The sequence below is a fragment of the Janthinobacterium sp. B9-8 genome (genome assembly GCF_000969645.2).
Classification (GTDB): domain Bacteria; phylum Pseudomonadota; class Gammaproteobacteria; order Burkholderiales; family Chitinibacteraceae; genus Iodobacter.
This window is the reverse complement of record NZ_CP014222.1, coordinates 2,395,896-2,418,845: the sequence shown is the minus strand read 5'-3', so window position 1 is coordinate 2,418,845 and position 22,950 is coordinate 2,395,896. Positions and strand designations below refer to the sequence as shown.

At 49.3% G+C, this 22,950-nt stretch carries 13 protein-coding genes, 3 rRNA genes and 1 pseudogene; 7 read left to right on the top strand and 10 right to left on the bottom strand.

The window, feature by feature from the left end; genetic code table 11:
- Positions 1-7 precede the first annotated feature (7 nt).
- On the top strand, positions 8-1,378 hold the full coding sequence (locus VN23_RS10785) for a DUF1501 domain-containing protein (RefSeq protein WP_046350864.1): 1,371 nt from the start codon (positions 8-10) through the stop codon (positions 1,376-1,378).
- Positions 1,379-1,464: 86 nt separating this feature from the next.
- On the opposite strand, the gene VN23_RS10780 is transcribed toward VN23_RS10785, so the two are convergent.
- The 4 genes from VN23_RS10780 to grxC form a co-directional block, all read right to left on the bottom strand.
- Entirely contained in the window at positions 1,465-2,460 is a 996-nt protein-coding gene (locus tag VN23_RS10780) for an NAD(P)H-dependent glycerol-3-phosphate dehydrogenase (RefSeq protein ID WP_046350865.1), read from the bottom strand.
- Positions 2,457-2,903, bottom strand: a complete 447-nt coding sequence (locus VN23_RS10775; RefSeq protein ID WP_046350866.1) for an SH3 domain-containing protein — start codon at positions 2,901-2,903, stop codon at positions 2,457-2,459. The genes VN23_RS10780 and VN23_RS10775 overlap by 4 nt, the downstream gene beginning before the upstream one ends.
- A complete protein-coding gene (gene secB, locus VN23_RS10770) occupies positions 2,884-3,354 on the bottom strand; it encodes a protein-export chaperone SecB (protein ID WP_046350867.1) in 471 nt (156 codons plus the stop codon). Before secB ends, VN23_RS10775 begins: the two co-directional genes overlap by 20 nt.
- Before the next feature lie 103 nt (positions 3,355-3,457).
- Complete coding sequence (gene grxC, locus VN23_RS10765) at positions 3,458-3,715, bottom strand: glutaredoxin 3 (RefSeq protein WP_046350868.1); 258 nt, start codon at positions 3,713-3,715, stop codon at positions 3,458-3,460.
- A gap of 357 nt (positions 3,716-4,072) precedes the next feature.
- Between grxC and VN23_RS10760 the strand changes: the two genes are divergently transcribed.
- From VN23_RS10760 to VN23_RS10740, 5 genes are all read left to right on the top strand, one after another.
- Positions 4,073-5,606 (top strand): 16S ribosomal RNA (locus VN23_RS10760).
- 332 nt (positions 5,607-5,938) lie between these two features.
- Positions 5,939-8,828: ribosomal RNA gene (locus VN23_RS10755) — 23S ribosomal RNA — on the top strand.
- Between the two features lie 131 nt (positions 8,829-8,959).
- Positions 8,960-9,073, top strand: a 5S ribosomal RNA gene (gene rrf, locus VN23_RS10750).
- Together the 16S, 23S and 5S rRNA genes form the textbook arrangement of a ribosomal RNA operon.
- 843 nt (positions 9,074-9,916) lie before the next feature.
- Positions 9,917-12,280, top strand: a complete 2,364-nt coding sequence (locus tag VN23_RS10745) for a response regulator (RefSeq protein WP_052746610.1) — start codon at positions 9,917-9,919, stop codon at positions 12,278-12,280.
- A gap of 36 nt (positions 12,281-12,316) precedes the next feature.
- The gene (locus VN23_RS10740; RefSeq protein ID WP_046352148.1) at positions 12,317-13,438 is read left to right on the top strand and encodes an HD-GYP domain-containing protein; all 1,122 of its coding nucleotides are present in this window, start codon (positions 12,317-12,319) and stop codon (positions 13,436-13,438) included.
- 26 nt (positions 13,439-13,464) lie between these two features.
- On the opposite strand, the gene VN23_RS10735 is transcribed toward VN23_RS10740, so the two are convergent.
- Positions 13,465-14,739: a leucine-rich repeat-containing protein kinase family protein gene (locus tag VN23_RS10735; RefSeq protein WP_046352147.1), complete on the bottom strand. Its 1,275-nt coding sequence runs from the start codon at positions 14,737-14,739 to the stop codon at positions 13,465-13,467.
- A gap of 97 nt (positions 14,740-14,836) precedes the next feature.
- Positions 14,837-15,466 carry a class I SAM-dependent methyltransferase gene (locus VN23_RS10730; protein WP_046352146.1) on the bottom strand — a complete coding sequence of 210 codons (630 nt, stop codon included), beginning with the start codon at positions 15,464-15,466 and terminating at the stop codon, positions 14,837-14,839.
- A gap of 230 nt (positions 15,467-15,696) precedes the next feature.
- Here VN23_RS10730 and VN23_RS10725 point away from each other — a divergent pair, with 230 nt between their 5' ends.
- Entirely contained in the window at positions 15,697-17,610 is a 1,914-nt protein-coding gene (locus VN23_RS10725) for a S9 family peptidase (RefSeq protein ID WP_046352145.1), read from the top strand.
- Between the two features lie 258 nt (positions 17,611-17,868).
- Here VN23_RS10725 and VN23_RS10720 read toward each other — a convergent pair whose 3' ends face one another.
- The 4 genes and pseudogenes from VN23_RS10720 to VN23_RS10705 all read right to left on the bottom strand — a co-directional run bounded on the left by VN23_RS10720 (position 17,869) and on the right by VN23_RS10705 (position 22,703).
- Positions 17,869-19,902: a M3 family metallopeptidase gene (locus VN23_RS10720; RefSeq protein WP_046352144.1), complete on the bottom strand. Its 2,034-nt coding sequence runs from the start codon at positions 19,900-19,902 to the stop codon at positions 17,869-17,871.
- Between the two features lie 88 nt (positions 19,903-19,990).
- Positions 19,991-20,401: pseudogene (locus VN23_RS10715) on the bottom strand (DUF1016 N-terminal domain-containing protein); the annotation flags it as partial.
- Positions 20,402-20,680: 279 nt separating this feature from the next.
- Positions 20,681-21,751, bottom strand: a complete 1,071-nt coding sequence (locus VN23_RS10710) for a DUF1513 domain-containing protein (protein WP_197432906.1) — start codon at positions 21,749-21,751, stop codon at positions 20,681-20,683.
- Positions 21,711-22,703 (bottom strand): imelysin family protein, encoded by a 993-nt coding sequence (locus VN23_RS10705; protein ID WP_046352143.1) that lies wholly within the window; start codon positions 22,701-22,703, stop codon positions 21,711-21,713. Before VN23_RS10705 ends, VN23_RS10710 begins: the two co-directional genes overlap by 41 nt.
- Positions 22,704-22,950 lie beyond the last annotated feature (247 nt).

Here is a 22,950-nt window from a genome sequence, read left to right as displayed (position 1 = left end):
AATCCCGATGGATAATACACTTTCTCGTCGCGAATTTTTACGTCGCGCCGGTATGCTGGCGGCCACAGGCGTTGCTGCGCCGATGGCTTTTAATTTGTCTTTGATGAGTGAAGCCGCAGCGGCGGCCTCACCCAGTGATTATAAGGCTTTGGTGTGTGTGTTTTTGGCAGGTGGCAATGATCACCAAAACACCGTGGTTCCCTATGATTTGCAAAGTTATCAAGCCTACGCAAACATTCGTCAGACGATTGCTACACCTCGCGACAGGCTTCTTCCTCTGGCAAGTTTATTGAGTGATGGCCGCCAAATGGCGCTGGCACCGCAATTAAGCGGCTTGGCGACTTTATTTGCAGCGGGGCGCTTAGGGATCGTTGCTAATATGGGGCCTTTGGCTCAGCCTACGACGAAAGCCCAGTACCAAAACCATACTGCAGTCTTACCGCCTAAATTATTTTCGCATAATGATCAGCAAAGTTATTGGATGTCATCGATGGCGGAGGGCGCTGATTCAGGCTGGGGTGGGCGAGTGGGAGATTTGTTTCTGAGTGGCAATGGTAATGCCGCACTGAGTTGTATTTCGGTTGGGGGGAATGGTCTTTATCTGAGCGGTCAGCAAGCGCGTAGCTTTGCTGTAGGCACCGGTGGTAATCCGCTCTTGCTGTGGGGGTCGACCAATTTGTTTGGTCCGAGCTATATCAGTGAATTAAAAGCGCTGATGAGTAGCAATAAAAATAATTACCTGGAGGACGAATACGTCAAAGTAACACAGCGTGGTTTAAACACCTCAGCCCAACTGGATGCAGCACTTAAAGCAGCACCGGTGCTGAATACGTCTTTTCCTGCAAATAATTCACTGGCTGACTCACTTAAAATGGTCGCTAAGCTAATTAGCACGCGTGGCCAGCTGGGTAATCAGCGGCAGGTGTTTATGGTGCAACTGGCCGGCTTTGATATGCACGATCGCTTGTCTTCCCAGCATCCTATTTTGTTAAAAGCATTGAATGATGCGTTAACGGCATTTGATGGGGCTTTAACTGAGTTGGGTTTACAGGATCAGGTCACTACATTTACCGGTTCTGAGTTTGGCCGCACTTTAAGCAGCAATGGCGATGGCTCGGATCATGGCTGGGCAAGCCATCATTTTGTGATGGGGGGCGCTGTAGCAGGAGGGCAAATTCATGGCCGGGTTCCTTTGCCTGTGATTGGTGGTGCTGATGATGTGGGGCAGGGGCGTTATATTCCTGATCTATCCGTCGAGCAGTTGGCGTGGCCCTTGGCTAAATGGTTTGGCGTGCCAGAGTCGGATCGCTATCTGGTCTTACCTACTTTGGCAAAATTTGATGAAAATGCTTTGAGAATAATGAAGCCGGGACCGTGATCGGTATAGTCGCTTCATTTGAGGCGGTTTAGCAGTTTGGCCTGCGGGCCAAACTGCACTGGCTTATTTGCTTAGGAAAGGCGGGCTCAGTTGCGTTCTGATTCCATTTTTGGGCTGCGCCCCATGAGCTCAGATAAAATATCCTGTACGGGCATATGCTCAAACAGCATTTTGCATACAGCCGCAGTAATCGGCATTTCAATGCCCAGCTCATTGGCCTGACGCAATACTTCCCGTGCGGTGGGTACACCTTCTGCTACATGGCCTAAATTCTTTAAAATATCGTCCAGGTTTAAGCCCTGAGCCAGCAATAAGCCGACTCGGCGATTGCGCGATAAATCACCTGTTGCAGTCAGCATTAAATCGCCGATTCCGGCAAGGCCCATCATGGTTTCTGTTTTACCGCCCAGGGCTGCGGCAAAGCGTGCCATTTCGGCAAGGCCTCGGGTCAGGAGTGCCGCACGAGCATTCAGGCCAAGGCTTAAGCCATCGCATACACCTGCAGCAATCGCAATCACGTTTTTAACGGCTGCACCAATTTCTACGCCAATTAAATCATCGCTGGCATAGAGGCGTAATACCGAGGTATTGAGCTCTTCTACGGTGTGGCGAGCAAATTGTGCATCGCTCGCGGCAATGGTGACTGCAGCAGGCAGGCCTTGAGCCACTTCTTGGGCAAAGCTTGGGCCGGATAACATGCCGCGCGGCACTGCATCGGCCATTTCTTCTTTGGCAACTTGATGCGGCAACAGCATCGTGCCTGCTTCTAAGCCTTTGCAAGCCCAAAGTACGGCGGCTTTGCAATTTAAATTGTGCAATGCTTTAAGCGAAGTACGTAAGCCTGACATTGGTGTAACAATCAAAACCAGTTCAGCATCCCGTACGGCGCAGGCTAAGTCGCCAGTAACAGACAATGAGGCGGGAAAAATCGCATTACTCAGATAACGAGGGTTAGCACGCAAATCTTGCATTTCTTGCGCTTGATTGATATCTCGTGACCAAAGGGTAACCTGATGCCGGTCAGCAAAACGGATGGCGAGCGCAGTGCCCCAAGAGCCTGCACCCAATACGGCTAATTTCATACGCCCCACACTTCTTCAATGCGAATAAACCCGCTTACGCCGTCACGGTGCTTCACTTTTAGCCAGCCGGTTCGTGTGTTTTCCTGCATGTCCAGTAACAAATCTTTACCCGCACGATAAAGAAGGGCTGATTTTGCATCAGCGGCTTTATATACGGGCGCGTTACGTAATACTTGTACTGTGTGCTTGCTGGATAGGTCGCTTTTTTTCAACCAGGCTAAGCTGCCGGTGCGATCGCGCACCCTGGCCCAGTCGCCCTGTTCAGTAAGCAGCTCCAGCGGCGTGCCTTTACTGGCTAAAAATAGCTTTTTAGCTTCATTACCAGGTGCTTCTGATAAAACGACGCCATGGCGGGCAATGGATCGGTATTCAAGAGCAAAAGCCGCGTTGGCAGATAAGACCAACGCAGCGATCACACTCAGTTTAATGAGTGGTTTGTGCATTTGCTGCCTGCTCTTCTGCTTGCTGACGCTGCTGCAAGTAGATTGCTTCAAAGTTGATCGGTTGCAACATCAGCGGTGGGAAGCCCGCGCGCGTGGTCAAATCAGAAACCGCTTCGCGCAGGTATGGGAACAGAATGCTTGGGCAACCAATGCCCAGTAGCGGATCCATTTCACCTTCAGGGACGTTTTCAATATTGAATAAACCGTTTTGGGTTACTTCAACCAAGAAAATAGTACGATCTTCTACGGTAGCTTGAGCAGTTACGGTTAAAGATACTTCATAAAAACCATTGTCAAAGCTGCGAGCCTGATTGCGGAACTGAATATTAAATTCGGGTTCAGCTTGTTCTAGAAAGGCCTGCGGTGAGTTTGGGGATTCAAGCGAAATGTCTTTTACATACAGTTTTTGAATAGCAAAAACGGGCTGAAGCTCTTGGTTCTGTTCGCTCATGGCAAATCCTTATCTTCTATTTATATTGGTGGGGTAAAACTTGAGGCGAAATCATCGCACGATTTCGGGGCAGATTGCTACCGTCTATCTTGCTTTGATTGTATTACGCGGCCAGTAAAGCATCCAGCTCACCAGCATGATCTAGCGCAGCTAAATCATCAAAGCCACCAATATGGCGCTCGCCAATATAAATCTGCGGCACGGTGCGGCGGTTCGTGCGCGTCATCATCTCATCGCGGCGCTCTGGGTTTAGATCAATGCGCACTTTCTCAATCTCGGTGACGCCTTTTTTATTTAATAAACGTTCAGCCATCACGCAGTAAGGGCAGACCCCGGTGCTATACATTAAAACATTGGCCATTTTGGGTCCTTAAAACCATCTTTTAGATTAAATAATAGATGAGGGCAGTTTGTGATTCTACAAGTCGAATTTTTAAGTCATAGTCGATTTTATGCAAATCAATGACTTAGCTATTTTCCTAGGGTTTGTTGCTACTCAGATGTTGACCTGATTGGGTCGAGTAGGTATATTTCGGCCTCTCGCTGCAGCACACACAGCAACACAGTGTTCGAGCAGTGGCGAAACGATCTTTAAAAAAATACAGTCGATGAGTGTGAGTGCTTGATTTGGAAGCGAAACAAGTGCTTGCATTAGTAAGGAGTAACCAGCGATGGTTGCTCTGAATAAAGTAAGCCAGTAAGTACTAGCATAGTGATTAAACTAAAGAGTTTGATCCTGGCTCAGATTGAACGCTGGCGGCATGCTTTACACATGCAAGTCGAACGGTAACAGGGTGCTTGCACCGCTGACGAGTGGCGAACGGGTGAGTAATATATCGGAACGTACCTAGTAATGGGGGATAACTATCCGAAAGGATAGCTAATACCGCATACGCCCTGAGGGGGAAAGAGGGGGATCGCAAGACCTCTCGTTATTAGAGCGGCCGATATCAGATTAGCTAGTTGGTGAGGTAAAGGCTCACCAAGGCAACGATCTGTAGCGGGTCTTAGAGGACGATCCGCCACACTGGAACTGAGACACGGTCCAGACTCCTACGGGAGGCAGCAGTGGGGAATCTTGGACAATGGGCGCAAGCCTGATCCAGCAATGCCGCGTGCGTGAAGAAGGCCTTCGGGTTGTAAAGCGCTTTTGTTCGGGAGGAAATCCTAGTGGCTAATATCCATTGGGGATGACAGTACCGGAAGAATAAGGACCGGCTAACTACGTGCCAGCAGCCGCGGTAATACGTAGGGTCCAAGCGTTAATCGGAATTACTGGGCGTAAAGGGTGCGCAGGTGGTTGATTAAGTGTGATGTGAAAGCCCCGGGCTCAACCTGGGAATTGCATTGCAAACTGTTCAACTAGAGTATGGCAGAGGGGGGTGGAATTCCGCGTGTAGCAGTGAAATGCGTAGAGATGCGGAGGAACACCGATGGCGAAGGCAACCCCCTGGGCTAATACTGACACTCATGCACGAAAGCGTGGGGAGCAAACAGGATTAGATACCCTGGTAGTCCACGCCCTAAACGATGTCTACTAGTTGTTGGGGAATTCGTTCCTTAGTAACGCAGCTAACGCGTGAAGTAGACCGCCTGGGGAGTACGGCCGCAAGGCTAAAACTCAAAGGAATTGACGGGGGCCCGCACAAGCGGTGGATGATGTGGATTAATTCGATGCAACGCGAAAAACCTTACCTAGCCTTGACATGTCAAGAATCCTTTAGAGATAGAGGAGTGCCGCAAGGAACTTGAACACAGGTGCTGCATGGCTGTCGTCAGCTCGTGTCGTGAGATGTTGGGTTAAGTCCCGCAACGAGCGCAACCCTTGTCCTTAGTTGCTACCATTTAGTTGGGCACTTTAAGGAGACTGCCGGTGACAAACCGGAGGAAGGTGGGGATGACGTCAAGTCCTCATGGCCCTTATGGCTAGGGCTTCACACGTCATACAATGGTCGGTACAGAGGGTTGCCAAGCCGCGAGGTGGAGCTAATCTCATAAAACCGATCGTAGTCCGGATTGGAGTCTGCAACTCGACTCCATGAAGTCGGAATCGCTAGTAATCGCGGATCAGCATGTCGCGGTGAATACGTTCCCGGGCCTTGTACACACCGCCCGTCACACCATGGGAATGGGTTTCACCAGAAGTAGGTAGGCTAACCGTAAGGAGGCCGCTTACCACGGTGGGATTCATGACTGGGGTGAAGTCGTAACAAGGTAGCCGTAGGGGAACCTGCGGCTGGATCACCTCCTTTCAAGAGAAAAGTCTTTTGGATTGAGTACTCACACTCATCGACTGTAGGTTTAAGGATTGTTGAATAGGATTCGGAATTAATAGGGCTTATCAAAGTCACATTAATTCTGATTTCTAAAATCAGCAAGACAGTAAATTGATCTTTAAAAAAATAGAAGAAGTAATACTCAAATTTAGAAATAAATAAGGGTAGATTGTATCAAAATCGATTATTCGAAGTCAGAACTGAATGATCGATGTCGCAAACAAAGCGAAATCAGATACTTTAAGGATGTGAATCGCTTTGCTCGTCTTCATTGACGAATAGAGTGCAACACGTGTTTGAGGTTATAGGATCAAGCGACTAAGTGCATCTGGTGGATGCCTTGGCGATGATAGGCGAAGAAGGACGCGTTAGCCTGCGAAAAGCTACGGGGAGCTGGCAAATAAGCATTGATCCGTAGATATCCGAATGGGGAAACCCGGCCCTTTTGGGTCACTCACTGCTGAATACATAGGCAGTGTAGAGCGAACTCGGCGAACTGAAACATCTAAGTAGCCGAAGGAAAAGAAATCAACCGAGATTCCCAAAGTAGTGGCGAGCGAAATGGGAAGAGCCTGCATGTGATAAATCAAACTTTAGTGGAACAGTCTGGAAAGTCTGGCGACAGTGGGTGATAGCCCCGTACACGAAAAAGATTGGTTGGTACTAAGCATGCGACAAGTAGGGCGGGACACGAGAAATCCTGTTTGAAGATGGGGGACCATCCTCCAAGGCTAAATACTCATCATCGACCGATAGTGAACCAGTACCGTGAGGGAAAGGCGAAAAGAACCCCGGGAGGGGAGTGAAATAGAACCTGAAACCGGATGCATACAAACAGTGGGAGCCCTTGAAAAATGGGGTGACTGCGTACCTTTTGTATAATGGGTCAGCGACTTACGTTCAGTAGCAAGCTTAACCGAGTAGGGGAGGCGTAGGGAAACCGAGTCCGAATAGGGCGCATAGTTGCTGGGCGTAGACCCGAAACCAAGTGATCTATCCATGGCCAGGATGAAGGTGCGGTAACACGCACTGGAGGTCCGAACCCACTAATGTTGCAAAATTAGGGGATGAGCTGTGGATAGGGGTGAAAGGCTAAACAAACTTGGAAATAGCTGGTTCTCCTCGAAAACTATTTAGGTAGTGCCTCATGTATCACTGACGGGGGTAAAGCACTGTTATGGCTAGGGGGTCATCGCGACTTACCAAACCATGGCAAACTCTGAATACCGTCAAGTGCGAGCATGGGAGACAGACTGTGGGTGCTAACGTCCATGGTCAAGAGGGAAACAACCCAGATCGCCGTCTAAGGTCCCAAATAATCAGTTAAGTGGAAAACGAGGTGGGAAGGCATAGACAGCCAGGATGTTGGCTTAGAAGCAGCCATCATTTAAAGAAAGCGTAATAGCTCACTGGTCGAGTCGTCCTGCGCGGAAGATGTAACGGGGCTCAAACTGATAACCGAAGACGCGAATATGCACGATGTGCATATGGTAGAGGAGCGTTCCGTAGGCCTGCGAAGGTGTCTTGAGAAGGATGCTGGAGGTATCGGAAGTGCGAATGCTGACATGAGTAGCGATAATGCGGGTGAAAAGCCCGCACACCGAAAACCCAAGGTTTCCTGCGCAACGTTCATCGGCGCAGGGTGAGTCGGCCCCTAAGGCGAGGCAGAAATGCGTAGTCGATGGACAACGGGTTAATATTCCCGTACCGATGTAAAGTGCGATGGGGGGACGGAGAAAGGTAGGTCAGCCATCTGTTGGAATAGGTGGTTTAAGCGAGTAGGCGTGTGGCTTAGGCAAATCCGGGCTGCTTTAACGCTGAGACGTGACGACGAAGTCTTCGGACTGAAGTGATTGATCCTATGCTTCCAAGAAAAGCCTCTAAGCTTCAGCTTTATATTGACCGTACCGCAAACCGACACAGGTGGGTAGGAAGAGAATTCTAAGGTGCTTGAGAGAACTCAGGAGAAGGAACTCGGCAAATTATCACCGTAACTTCGGGAGAAGGTGAGCCCAGAGTATGTGAAGGCCCTTGCGGCTGGAGCAGAAATGGGTCGCAGAGAAATGGGGGCTGCGACTGTTTATCAAAAACACAGCACTCTGCAAAGTCGAAAGACGACGTATAGGGTGTGACGCCTGCCCGGTGCTGGAAGATTAAATGATGGGGTGCAAGCTCTTGACTGAAGTCCCAGTAAACGGCGGCCGTAACTATAACGGTCCTAAGGTAGCGAAATTCCTTGTCGGGTAAGTTCCGACCCGCACGAATGGCGTAACGATGGCCCTACTGTCTCCTCCTGAGACTCAGCGAAGTTGAAATGTTTGTGAAGATGCAATCTCCCCGCTGCTAGACGGAAAGACCCCGTGAACCTTTACTGTAGCTTTGCATTGGACTTTGAAGTGGTTTGTGTAGGATAGGTGGGAGACATTGAAGCATGGACGCTAGTCTGTGTGGAGTCGTCCTTGAAATACCACCCTGACCCCTTTGAGGTTCTAACCTTGGTCCGTTATCCGGATCGGGGACCGTGCATGGTAGGCAGTTTGACTGGGGCGGTCTCCTCCCAAATTGTAACGGAGGAGCTCGAAGGTCGCCTAGGTACGGTCGGACATCGTACTGATAGTGTAATGGCATAAGGCGGCTTAACTGCGAGACAGACAAGTCGAGCAGGTGCGAAAGCAGGACATAGTGATCCGGTGGTTCTGAATGGAAGGGCCATCGCTCAACGGATAAAAGGTACTCCGGGGATAACAGGCTGATTCCGCCCAAGAGTTCACATCGACGGCGGAGTTTGGCACCTCGATGTCGGCTCATCACATCCTGGGGCTGTAGCCGGTCCCAAGGGTATGGCTGTTCGCCATTTAAAGTGGTACGTGAGCTGGGTTCAAAACGTCGTGAGACAGTTTGGTCCCTATCTGCAGTGGGCGTTGGAAATTTGAGGGGGGCTGCTCCTAGTACGAGAGGACCGGAGTGGACAGATCTCTGGTGTACCGGTTGTCACGCCAGTGGCATCGCCGGGTAGCTAAATCTGGAAGAGATAAGCGCTGAAAGCATCTAAGCGCGAAACTCGCCTCAAGATGAGATTTCCCCAAGGCTTTAAGCCTTTTAAAGGGTCGTTCGAGACCAGGACGTTGATAGGTCGGGTGTGGAAGCGCAGTAATGTGTTAAGCTAACCGATACTAATTGCCCGTAAGGCTTGATCCTATAACCTGAGACGCGTGTGCGCGACGGTATAATCTACCCAGATTAAGAGTTAAGTTTGAGTATTGAATTACTTCTTCTATTGAACTGAATGCGTTGTGGAGCAATAAGCACAACGTGTTAACCCGTTAAAGTCTGGCGACCATAGCGAGGTGGTCCCACTCCTTCCCATCCCGAACAGGACAGTGAAACACCTTAGCGCCGATGATAGTGCAGATTACCTGTGTGAAAGTAGGTCATTGCCAGACACCTTATGCAGTAAACAGAACCCCCGTACTCGAAAGAGGCGGGGGTTTTGCTTTGCGCGAAAGGAAAGCCGCTGTAGTGCAATTACAAAATCAAGCCTCTGCGGTTTGCTGTTGGGTTATGCACGCTGAGCGAGGTAAACCTCGCACGCAGACCGCTAACCCGACCTGCGGAGAACTGACATTCTTCATGCGTTTTATGGTTTATTCGCCGGTGTTTGCAAGGTTTAACGCCAGCTCGTTTTGGGCGGTTGGGGTGAATGGGTGTAGGTGGGCCAGGAATTGCTGCCCCTAACTCAACCTACGCGAGCTAAACCTCGCACGTTCGAGCCACTAACCCGACCCATATGGCTACGTCTTTTCTCTGCGCCCACTAGTTGGGCTTTTTTTAATAAGTTACGTCGCTAACTCGGCTTAGATATGGGATCTTGCGCACAGATTGTTGGCCTATATACGAAGCGGTTATTGATCTATCGCATACGCTGAAGCAGGCTTACAAGTCATGCTATGTGCTATGCACCCATATTAAGTATTTGATCGCTGCTTAATAAGCTGATCAGCTGGCCTTGCTTTTCTTTTTTTACTTTATTTAATCTCTTTTTAAAATATAGCGGCATATCCAGCTTGGAATTATGCTTGTCTGTAATGAAGCATTCTATTCTGGTTTTTATTTTTGAATTTTCATGGGTGCAGAATTATCTAAAATTTTGATCTAGAATTAATGTTGTCAGCATATTGGTGTAAGCATCTACTATGCTTTATTACTCAGTGCTTTAGGAAGTAAACCGTGTTCATTCTTGCAGCCATTAATGGGTAGCTTGAGTTTGGTGGCTTATAGGGGGATTAATGAGTGGGGTATGTGGTGTGCAAACTCAAATAACATTGCTGCCAGACATGGGCGTGTCGGCAGATTTTCAGCAGAAGCTTGCTGAAGTGGCTGATTTACATGGGCGCACTTTAGAGCAGAGTAAGCAGGGACAGTTGGATATTGAGGAAAACTATAGGAGTATTTGTAATTTTTCAGTAGAAGTCATGCTGCTACTGGGGGCAGATGGTAAGGTTGTTTGGGCCAATAAAGCGGCAATTAGCCTATTTGCTTACCCTGAAATTAAGCTGTTTGGTTTGGCGATTGAACAATTGCTCATCCCAGATCAAAGAGCCAAGTTTCTAGAGCAATTGGATAGTTTTACTCTCATGAGTGATACGGATAGCTTAACTGAAGCCAGCTTATTTAGTTGGTCATGCTTGGGGGGCGGCTTTTTTGATGCTGAAATGAGGCTGGGCTTATTGCCTCACCCAAGTAGTGAAGGTGCAAATGTTTGCCTGCTTATTACGGCGAACCCTCTCTTGCATGATGCAGCAAGAGGAAAAGAGCGTATTCAGCAAATATTAGATGAAACTTTAAGAATAAAACGAGATTTTCTGGCAAACATTAGCCATGAGATTCGTACTCCTATGAATGCCATTATTGGGATGACTCATCTGGTACTGAAAACCGATTTAAATATCAGACAAAAAAATTATATTGAAGTTATTCAGAGGTCCAGCGAGCATTTACTAAATATCGTTAATGATATATTCGATTTTTCAAAAATGGAAGAAGGCCAACTACAGTTGGATCTTTTTGTTTTTGATTTGCATAGTGTATTAAATAGTGTGCTTGAAAAAGTAACGGTTGAAGCCAAGGAAAAAGGGCTTTCTTTACTGTTGAAAACGCCTGATTATTTACCTTCCGTGCTAATAGGAGACGCTAAGCGTTTAGAGAAAATTTTACTGCATTTGGTGGAAAATGCCGTGAAATTCACTACTTGCGGGCAGGTTGAGTTGCTGGTTGAGCTTGAGTCAGAAAGTCATGATGAGGTGAGTATCAAATTTTCAATTGTTGATACCGGTGTAGGAGTGAGTCATGAGCAGCAAGCTCAGTTATTTCAAGCCTTTGCCCAGGCAGATACTTCGGCAACCAGAAAATTTGGCGGACTTGGTTTAGGTTTAGTTATTTCTAAGCAATTAGTGAGCTTAATGGGGGGGCGTATTGGGTTAAAGAGTGAGGAAAATAAAGGGAGTTGTTTTTGGTTTAGTCTTTCATTAAAAAAGGACAAGCAGGACGTGGAATTAGCATCGCCTGCGCTATTGAAGAATCAGCAGCGTCAAGCTCTGGCAAGTCGCTATGGATCGCGTATTTTATTGGTAGAAGATAATTCATTAAATCAGCAAGTTGCTAGTGAAATATTAATGGATGCGGGAATGCAGGTGATGGTGGTCTGTGATGGGCAACAGGCACTTGATATTTTAGAAAAAGAGGTTTTTGATCTGATTTTGATGGATATTCAAATGCCTGTAATGGATGGTTGGAGTGCTGTTAAGGCAATACGTGCTGGTCATTATTTGGCAGATATTCCAATTATTGCTTTGACTGCATTAGCAATGAATGAAGATAAGAAAATGAGTTTAGAGTCTGGAATGAGCGATCATTTGCTTAAACCTATTGACCCGGATTTATTAATTGCAAAACTGATTCAATGGTTGCCGGAAGTAAAACGGGATATCCCACAGGCAGCAGCGGTTAAGGCTGAAGATAATCATGGTTCTGCTATTCAAGGCCTTCCATTGGAAATTGCCGGTTTGGATATGGTGATGGGGCTGAAGTATGCGATGGGTAACCCGGATTTTTATCGGCGTTTATTAATTAAAGTTTTAGACGAAATGCCTAAAATTCAGTTAAGCCTTACTGAAACGATTGCTGAAGGTAATTGGGTTGATGCGAAGCGGCATGCACATACAATTAAGGGAATTTCAGCAACAATCGGTGCAAATGAATTGCAAAAAGTATCCGGACAACTTGAGTTTGCACTTGGGCAGGGTGAGGCGAGAGTAATTATCTTAGAGATACTGGATGATGTTGCTGATGTGGCGGCTCGTTTGCTGGATGCTCTTCGATTTTTTTATATTGTTCCAGAAGAAAACCAGGCGCAAGTGACTGCTATTTTGTCTATGGACGAAATGATATTAAGTATGGAGGATAAGAAGCAGTTGTTTGACGATTTGCAGCGGCTATTGCAGGAAGGGGATGCATCAGCGGGTGAATTTTTTGAAGAGAATCAGCAGAAGTTTGAATGCTTATGGGCAGGACGGAGCCATGAATTGTTAAGACTTATTAATCAGTTTGCATTTAATGATGCGCTTCAATGGATGAATCAGTTTCCAGTTTGATTTAATGCAGAATGCTTAGTGCTGTAAGGAGTAGATATGGATCCGTTACAAATGCAGGAAAATAGATCAACTATTCTGGTGGTGGATGATACGCCAGACAATTTAATGTTGCTTAATGGTTTGTTGCGGGATAAATATCGTGTGAAAGTGGCCAATCATGGCGAGGTGGCTTTGCGTTTGGTACTTGCAGATCCAAGGCCAGATTTAATTTTATTAGATGTGATGATGCCGGATATGAATGGCTATGAAGTTTGCACAAGATTAAAAGCAAACCAAGAAACAGAAGATATACCGGTTATTTTTCTGACTGCAAAAACAGCAATAGAAGATGAAGAGGAGGGGTTTTCTGTGGGGGGGGCGGATTATATTAGCAAGCCAATTATTCCTTCTATTTTATTGGCAAGGGTACAGACACAGCTGGCTTTAAAAGCGGCTCAGGTGTTTTTGAAAAATCAGAATCAATATTTAGAGCATTTAGTTCAAGAGCGGACGCGTGAGCTTGCCCATTTACAGCAAGCTACTATTTTGGCTATGGCGTCTTTAGCAGAAACACGTGATAACGAAACAGGTAAGCATTTGCGGCGCACGCAGCATTTTGTGGCTCTTTTGGCTTTGGAGTTGGCGGACGACCCGCGGTTTAGTGATGAATTAATACCGGCAAATATACAGTGGCTCTATAAATCAGCGCCTATGCACGATATTGGCAAGGTGGGTGTGCCTGATCATATTTTATTAAAGCCGGGTAAGCTGACCGATGAAGAATTTAATTTAATGAAGATGCATACTGTTTATGGGCGGGATGTGATTACTTCGGTAGAGAGTTATTTAGGAACAAAAGAAGATAAATTTTTGCATTATGCGCGTGAAATTGCCTATAGCCATCAGGAGAAATGGGATGGTAGCGGCTACCCACAAGGTTTAAAGGGAGAGGATATTCCCTTATCGGCAAGGCTAATGGCGGTTGCTGATGTTTATGATGCTTTGGTTTCTAAGCGGGTTTATAAACCTGCTTTTTCGCATGAAGATGCGATGAGTATTATTGTAAAAGGTAGTGGCTCACATTTTGATCCTAGCGTGGTTGGCGCTTTATTGCGGATTCAAAAATCCTTTCCGGATATTTCTCTTCTTTTCGCTGATGATGAGATTGAGCATCATTAAAACGAGAGTGTTTTAATGATGCTTTTTTATAAAGAGCTTAGTATTTTCTTTATTTCTGAAAATGAGGGCCTTGCACTGATTGTGGCTTGTGCACTGCTTATTTGCAGATTAGCCAGCTTATCTAAAGTCGCCGCTGATCCCTGTGTACGGCTAAGTAATTCTTCTAATAAACAAGCAAAAGCGCGTACTTCAATATTCTGGAGCAAGTTTTGCTCAGGGGTATAAAAAGACGCCGCGCCAAAATCGCCTAATCGTGTTTCATTCTCTGGGCTAATTAAAATATTATGCGCATATAAATCGCCATGCAGAATATGGGCTGCGTGTAAATGCTCGGCAGCGGCTGCAATACTATGGGCAATCTTTAATGTGTTTTCTAGGCTGAAATACTGATCTTGAGCATAGATATCACGGGTGCACGATTCTAAGCTTGGCGGCTCGGCAAGGTTGCTAAAGCCATCAATCAGCGGCATGAGCAGCGCCGAGTGTTGATCGGGATGCTCTACCTGGCCAATGGCACCAATTAAGCTGGGATGTTCTCCTGCTGCGATGCATGCGGCCATCTCACTTTGGGGCAGACCATCGCTGGTGAGTGCGCCTTTAAATAGCTTGAGTGCGACAGCTCTGGGTTTTTCTTGTTGCCACAGTGCTTTGTAAATCACACCGGAAGCGCCTTCCCCTAACTGCTCGGCCACCTCTAGATCTTGCCAGTGAATTGCTGGTGCGTGCTGTGCTGCAGGCGTTGGGCAGAAGGGATTGCCTGCAAAGGCCAGCCATGCCAATTTAGGTAAGCTAAATAGCCAGTCTGGTAAAGCTTGAAGCTGGTTGGCAGAGATACGGATCAGCTCCAGATTTTTGCAAGCGGCTAGCGTTTCGGGTAAGGATTGCAGCCGGTTACCGGCCAGCATGAGTTTTTGCAAGGCATGGCACTGGCCTAGCTCGGCGGGTAAATGGCTGATTTGATTGTCTGTAAGAATCAGCCAGCGTAGTTCTGATGGCAAAGCCGCTGCGCTGACTGTTTGAATTTGATTGGCTTTAAATCCCACCATGCTGAGCTTGCTGCAGCGCCCTAGCACTTCAGGCAAATGATCGAATTGATTGTCTGAGCAAAAAATCACTTTCAAAGATTTTAGTCGTGGTAAATCATCGGGCAGGCAGGATAACGCATTGCCGGATAAATTCAGAATCTCTAAGGAATCCGCTAGGGAAAAGATTTCTTCCGGGAAAGTGGTCAGCCCACAAGATAAATCCAGACGCTTAATGCCTTTGAGTTGCCCAGAGCGAAGTTGTGACAGTGTGTGCATGCAAGAATGGCAGGGCGAAAGAAAGAGGGGGATTATCCAGTAAAGAGCAGGGTAGTGCAGCTAAAAACATACAGGTATTGATGCGCTAAACGTGGTATTAAATGGCCCGCCAAACGCTGGCTAACCAAGGCTGTTGTTCTCGTGGCAGGCCAGCAGGGCGGTAGTAGTGTTCTAGCTCGATAAATCCTGCGGCGATTAAATAGCTTTGCCACGTTTCCAGATTGTAATACGCACCATAGCGGCCTTGATTCCAGCCTTCTACATTATCGCCGCGTGGGTTGGAGCTAAACAGCACGCCGCCCAGCCTGAGTGCGGCATGGAGCTGGCTTAATACCCGTGCTAACTCCTGGCTGGGGATGTGGAATAAAACGGCGTTGGCAAAGATGCCGTCAAAGCGAGCAACTGGTAAGTTAAGTGCCAGAAAATCCTGCTGCCAAACGTCTACGCCACACTCTGCTTTGGCCATTTCCACAAAACGGGCAGTGCCATCGAGGCCTACGGGGTGATGGCCGAGTGCTACAAACTGTTTTAAATCCCTGCCGGGGCCGCAGCCAAAATCCAGAATATCGAAAGGAGCGGCGGTGTGGATATGACGGAGCAGTGCCGCAATATTCTGGCTGACATCATGATCCGCCGTGCCTGCTTTGAAGCTTTCTGCATTGGCCTGATAGTGTGCCAGTGTTTGCTGGCTAATCAGGGTGAGCGGATTGTGTGTTTCTGAGCTCATTGTGTTCTCTATAAATGTAGCTTCTTGGTGCTAGCCGCAGTTGCCGGAAGATCGATATTTCTTTAATCTGGCTGATGATAGGCTGGGTTAATAGTTATTCTGCTGTAATTAATCCATGCAGCTGCCTTGCGCCTCTTTGTCTTATTACATACTCGCCTTTTATGTTTTCTCTGCATCTACAGATTTTAGGTCTGAGTTCATCAGAACCGTTACGATTAAATAGGAAGCAAATGAAAATCCACTCCTTGCTCTTGGGCGTTTTGCTCAGCAGCCCCGCCTATGCGATTGATTATGCGGGTTTAGGCGCTGAAAGTGTCAGTAAAGAGACCATTGAAGCCTTTCGCCCCAAGCCATTGGAGCCAGGTTTATCGCGGCGCATTCAAAGCATGCTGGATATTTCCAGCCCCTCAGCGGGCCTACTTAGCCCCGATGGCACGCGGCTGTATTTTAACTGGCGGGTAACGGGGGTGAGCCAGGTCTGGCGTCTGGATGGCCCGCAGCGCTTTCCGGTGCAAATGACGGGTGGAGAGGATGCGACGCAAATTGCGGGGATTAGCCCCGACGGGCAAACCTTAGTGATTCAGCGTGATCGCAAGGGCGAAGAAAATCCTGGCCTTTATTTGCAGCCTGCAGCGGGCGGTGCCTTAAAAGCAATTCAGCATATAGCCGGTGTGCAAACTCGTTTCGCTTTTGTTTCTGACGATAATCAGTACGTGTATTACAGCGCCAATGATAAGCAAAAAGACAGCTACACCCTGTATCGATTTCATATCAGCAGTGGCACAAAACAAGTGGTGTTCGATCAGCCGGGCTTGTGGAATATTGCAGATCAGCGGCATGGGCGCATCTTACTGGAAAAAACCATTACTAATTTGGCTGCGGAATATTACGAGCTCAATAATGGCGAGCTAAAGCCGCTGTTTGGTCAGAATGAAAAAGAAGAATATCAGGCTGCTTATGGCGCAGGTGCTGACGAGCTGATTGTGCAAACATCTAAATTCGGTAACTTCCGCCGCCTTTATCAATGGAAAGCAGGCCAGTTTAAGCCGATTTCTCCAGAGATAAACTGGGGTGTGAGCAGTTTTCAGCTGGATCAATCCCGCAGGCATATTAGCTATAGCGTGAACGAAGCGGGCTATACCCGCAGCTTTGCGCTGGATGCCAGCAATTTGCAGCCGATTAAGCTGCCCTCATTTAAAGACGCTGATCATGTCATTATCAGCGGGCACAGCCCAGATGGGCGCTTTAGCCTGATTAGCGCAGAAACGGCCAAGTCGCCACGCTTAAGTTATCGCTATGAGTGGGCGACTGGCAAGCTGGTGCAGTGGCAGCAGGCCATGAGCCCGGAAGTCGATACACAGCGCTTTGCCAGAGCCAGCTTAGAGACTTATCCCGCCAGAGATGGCACGCCGATTCCGATGTTTGTGCGATGGCCTGCCCAGTGCGCAACGATCACTTGCCCGGTAGTGGTGCATTTTCATGGTGGCCCGGAAGCGCAAATCAAGGCAGGCTTTTCCCCTGTGGCGCAGCTCTATGTAGACGCAGGGTTTATCTTTGCCGAGCCAAATGTGCGTGGCTCGGATGGCTATGGCAAAGCGTGGCTGGCGATGGACGATGGCCCAAAACGCCTGCAGGTGGTGAGCGATATCGAAGACGCCTCGCGCCATATCCGCGCCAAGTGGGGCAAGGGAGGCCAAGTGCCGAAGGTGGGGATTATTGGCGGCAGCTACGGTGGTTATTCCACCCTGGCGGGGATGACAATGTTTGCGGGCAGCTACGATGCAGGCGTTTCTACTGTGGGCATCTCTAATTTTATGAGCTTCTTACAAAACACCGCGCCTTATCGCCGTGCGCTGCGCATCGCTGAATATGGCGATCCGGTGAAAGATCGTGATGCCTTAATTCAGCTCTCGCCGATTAACCATATCGATAAGCTGATTGCCCCGTTGATGTTGATTCAAGGCGTGTCCGATCCGCGTGTGCCTGTGGGCGAAGCGGTGCAAATGTATGAGGCAGCCCAAAAACGCAATGTACCAGCCGAGCTGATGCTGTTTGCCGACGAAGGCCACGGCGCTGCCAAGCGCGAAAATCGCGTTTATTCGATTGGTCATTCGATTCGGTTTTTGGAGGCGTATTTGAAGTAGGGGGAAGAATGAATAAACGGGCTAGATGGCCCGTTTATCTATAAAGCATGTCAATCGTAGGGCGGGTGAAACCCGCATATTTTTCAGCATTGCTCGCGGGTTTCACCCGCCCTACGAAGGCTTAATGCTTGAGATTGTGTAGTCAAAGAACATGAAGTGACACAAATTTAAATAAGGCTTTTCTCTGTGGAACTCCGTGTTCTCTGTGCCCTCTGTGGTTCAAGACGTGGGTTTTTTTCGCATACCCAAGCCCTTCCCTTAATTCAAACCATTATGCCTCAGCAAAGCCGCTACTTCTGGTTTGCGGCCACGGAAAGCCGTGAAGGAGTCAATCGCTGGGCGGCTGCCGCCCATGGCGAGCACTTCTTTTCTGAAGCGTGCGCCAGTGGCGGGGTCCAGGATGGATTTGCCAGTGGCAGCGGCTTCTTCAAAAGCAGAATAGGCGTCGGCAGACAGCACTTCCGCCCATTTATAGCTGTAATAACCCGCCGCATAGCCACCGGCAAAAATATGGCTGAAGGTGTTAAACCAGCGGTTATAGCTTGGGGCGACCGGCATTTCGAATTCGGCCACCAGTGCGGCATTTTGCATGGCGGCGTCAATGGCATCGGTGCTGGCGTGCAGCTCCATATCAAATAGCGAGAGCAAAACTTGGCGAACCATGCCGCTGCCGCTCATAAAGTTTTTTGCCGCCAGCATTTTGTCGAATAGCTCGCGTGGCAGTGCTGCGCCGCTATCTACATGGTGAGTTAGATCAGGTAAGACTTGCCATTCCCAGCAGAAGTTTTCCATAAACTGGCTAGGCAATTCGACTGCATCCCATTCCACGCCGTTGATGCCGGATACGCCGGATTCATCGACCTCGGTTAAGAGGTGGTGCAGGGCATGGCCAAATTCGTGGAAGAGGGTGATTACATCGTCGTGTGTCAGCAGGGCTGGTTTGCCATCTACGCCGGCAGAGAAATTACATACCACGAGGGCAACAGGGTTTTGTAATTCCTCACCTTTGCGATCGCGGCTGAGGACATCGTTCATCCATGCGCCGCCTTGCTTGCCGGTACGTGCGTACAGATCCAGATACAAGCCACCCACCGCGCTGCCATCCAGGTTTTGCAGGGCGTAGTAGTTTACATCTGGGTGCCATACAGGGGCGCTGGCTTTCACAAAGCGCAGGCTGTACAAGGATTCAATTACTTTAAACAGGCCAGATAAAACCGTGGGCTCGGTAAAGTAAGCTTTTACTTCTTGGGCAGAGAAGGCGTATTTGGCTTCAGAGAGTTTTTCGGCCGCGTAGCCATAATCCCAGACGGCCAGCTCGTCTAAGCCGAGCTGTTCTTTAGCGAATGTTTTAAGTTCTGCACGATCTTTGGCAGCAAAAGGCTTAGCGCCGTGGCCCAGATTGCGCAGGAATTCTGCAACCTCAGCAGGCGTGTCAGCCATTTTGGTGGCCAGTGATTCTTCGCCATAGTTATTAAAGCCCAGTAATTGTGCGGCTTCGGTACGTAAGGCGTGGATGCGTTTAATCAGCGGGCCGTTGTCGCGCTCTTCCGGGCCAAATTCTGAGGCACGGGTGGCATTGGCGTGATAAACCGTTTCGCGCAGTTTGCGGTTGCTGCAGAACTGCATCACCGGGCCCTGGCTGGGCTGCTTTAGCGTGACTTTGTAGCCGGTTTTTCCATCGGCGGTCGCAGCGGATTTGGCAGCAGATAACCAGTCTTGCGGCAGGCCATCTAATTCTGCGATGTCTTCAATATAAAGGCCCCACTCATCGGTGGCATCCATCACGTTCTGGCCAAACTTAACCGTCAGCTCGGACAGCTCTTCGGCGATTTCGGCAAAGCGCTGTTTTTGCGCTTCGGGTAGCTCTGCACCGCTCAGGCGGAAATCCCTGAGTGTGTCTTCAATAATGGTTTTTCTGGCCGCGTTGTAGCTGGCAAATTCGGCGCTGGCAGCAATCAGCTTGTATTGCGCATAGAGCAGCTCATTCTGGCCCAGCTCGGTATAAAAGTTGGAGATGCGCGCGATATTGGCGTTGTAAACCTCACGCAGCTCAGGCGTGGTAACCACGCTTTCTAAATGCGCAACTACGCCCCAGGCTAGGCTGAGTTTTTCCAGCGCAGCATCCAGCGGCTCTACAAAGCTGGCCCATGTTGGGTTCTGGACTTGCTCGGCAGCGGCAACAGCGGCAGCGGAGCTGGCTAAGAGTGTGTCCAGCGCCGGGCTGACGTGTTCAGGTTTAACGCTTGGATAGTCGGGTAATTTACCGCTTAGATCGAGAAGTGGATTGCTCATGTGATGGCTCTGTGGTGGTGTGTTAGGAACGGCTTTAGCCGCGAATCATGTTGTTCGGGAAAAAGGCTAAAGCCATTCTCCTAATTCTTGTTCTTTGTGCGTAAGCTAAGCGTAGTGCAGGGTCTTTTTGTTTTGAAAGGAGTAGCAAATTATGTCCCCAAGGCAATTGTGCAGCAGCCTGCTGCACAATTGCCGGATCAGGCCAGGCATCAGCAAAAGCGCGCATATATTTAAGATTGCGCGATGAAAAGCCTTTCATCTCCGGAAACGCGGTACGCAAATCATGCGCTAGCCGTTCTATCACCTTCGCACCCCAGCCCTCATTGGCCTGGCGTTCTAAAATATCCTTGCCAATCTGCCAGTACAGCAGCACCAATTCGCGATTAATCGCCAGCGCCGCGCGTTGTTGGGCGCTGTGGATACGCGTTTTAAGCTCAATCAGCCATGCGGCATAGCCAGATGGCGGAGGGCTTAAAGAAGGCGGTGTTTCCTGACTCATGGATACTTTCCGAAAGGCTTACGCAGCAAGTTGAGTAGATGCGAGCGGTACGCCCTTATTTCAAGCCATGAATGGATGGTTTGTCCCATATTTGCTAGTACAGCTCAGTGGAAGTTATACCCCACATCAAAACCCAAATCTTGAACCACGGAGGAAAGGGAGAACACGGAAAGCCACGGAGAAAAACAGAAAAAATGAGATTTTCTCCGTGTAACTCTGTGTCCTCTGTGGGATTGAGGGTTCAAGACTTGGGTTTTTGTACACAGTAGCGCTTGGTTTTTAAACCACAATCAGATGATTGTCCCATTTGATGCCGGGGTGGCTGGATACTGGCGTAAGCGTGCCGTTCTGTGGATCAAGCAGGGTAATCACGCCCAGCTCGGTGCTGATATAGGCTTTATCTCCCCATGGGGCGATGCCTGCGGGGCGCAGCAGTCCACATTGTTTTTGGGCTTTGCCGTGACTATCCCAAATAGCCAGCGCGTTGCCCTCAAGGCAGCTGAGGATAAATTGCGTGCCAACGGCGGCTATGCTGGCGGCGTAGCCTCCCAGACCGGGCACGGTCTCAGCGAGGCTTAGCTTGCCGTCTCGCAAGATGGCCAAGAGTGGCGCATCGTCTACGCTGTCCCCCCTTGGCGATTCGGCCTGAATGGCGATGCCGAGTGTGCCATCACTGCTGAGGGCCAGATGGCGCAGGCTAAGGTCCGTGTCAGGCAGAATATACTCATTTTTCTTTTGCCCCGATGGCCAGTCGAGCAGCACTACGCTGGGCTGCATGCTGGCCAGATTCAGCTTTTCACGCCCACTCTTAGGCAGGGTAAGGATGCCGCCGTTGGCAACCGCTAGTGTTTGCTTATCGATAAACAGCAGCTCGTGCGGGCCAATGCCGTGGCTGGGCAGCTCCCCAAGTCTTTGCAGGGTTTGCGGGTGGTAAAGGCCGATGATGCCCTGGCCGGTCTGGATATTGTTTTCGCTAGTGAGTAAGGTGCGGCCATCGGAGCTAAGCACGGCGTGGCCAAAGAAGTGGCGGTTTTCTGCGGCGGCAACTTGCCGGATGATCTCTCCCGTTTGCCAGTTAATGCGCATCATCCAGTAGCCGGGGCGGCGTGCAAGGAGGATGGCTTCATTGCCTGTAATGGGGATGATGCCGTGGCCGCGCGTGGGGGTGACTATCGTTTTTCCTCCGACTGCGCCAAAGTTTTTACTCAGCTGGGCGGCAAGTAAAACGGGCGCTGCTTCACCAGCCGCCCATGCGGGCAGCGGCAGAGCTAAGAGCGCCAGACTTTGCAGCAGGCGGCGGCGGGGCAGGTTAATCGCCATCAGATTCAGATAGCCCAAGCGTGAGATCAAGTGCTTCGGCCGCCCCGGCTTCGATGCTATGTTTGAGCGCCTGAATGCTGGCCAGATATTTGCTACGGGCGCTTGCGGCCGCTGGGCTGTTAAACGCGGCGGGGATGGCCGCTTGGGCTGCTTTGGCATTGGCAAAGGCTTTTTTTACCTGCAAGGCAATTTCCGGCTTGCCTGCTTGGGTGAGCAAAGGGGTGATGCCTGATTTGGGGCTAAACAGGGTTTGCTCAATGGCATTGAGTACGGCGATGGAGCTGTCTTTGCCAATGCCGCTACGCCATTCGGCAAAAGCCTCCGCTTTGGCTTCTTTAGGTAAGCGTTTGGTTTGGCTGTCCAGCGCACCCAGCATCAGATTAAAAGTTTCTGGCAGCAGGTTTTCTCTAAAAAATGGATTTTCTGCACCCAGCTGGGCGTGATAGTTTTGCCAGCCGGTATTGAGTAGAGCGATGTCGCTGACAATGCGCTCACTGATGGCAACAAGATACTGGCAGCGCTCAGGGTTTTTAAGCTTGGCGAGCTGTGCCTTGGGATCGTTATTGCCCCAGAGTAAGTATTCGGCTGCGGGTAGGCCCCGCGCAGCGACATTTCGCTCGTCTAAACCCTTGGGAATCATCGCTTCGATATCATCCGGGCGGGTAGGCCAGAAGTCGATTTTGCGGCCCGTGCGCTCTAGCAAAATCGGGCCAGCAGGGGCCGCATCCATAGCGTGCCAGGCGATAGCGGTTTTTTTCCAAGCGGCACGGGTGTGGCTTAGTGCTTTTTCATTAGGGGCTGCGCAAAATGTTTTGCTGCTATCCGCAAATCGCTCACTCGCGCTAAGCAGTGTGTGATGCCGAGGCAAATAGGCGTCCGCTATCCAGCGCGTGCTGAATTCGGCAGTGGGCTGCAAAGGTTCGGCATGGCTGATGGTGGAAAAGGCCAGCAGGGCGGTGGAAATGATCCATTTAATATTCATTGGTTTTTCCTTGTAGAGCGTAGCTAGTGTGTGGCTTGGCTTATGTGGTGCTTGGCTTTTTTTTATGAATTTTGACGTTTATTCATAAGACTACAACACGATTGCAAGTCTTTGGATTTCGTAGGGCGGGTGAAACTCGCTGTTTTTTTAGTAGTTCATGCCAAAGTTTGGTGGGCTTTACCCCATGTGCGCCAAGCAAAGTAAAAAGACCTTTTTAGTGCCTTCGGCACGTTGATTTAGGTGCGGG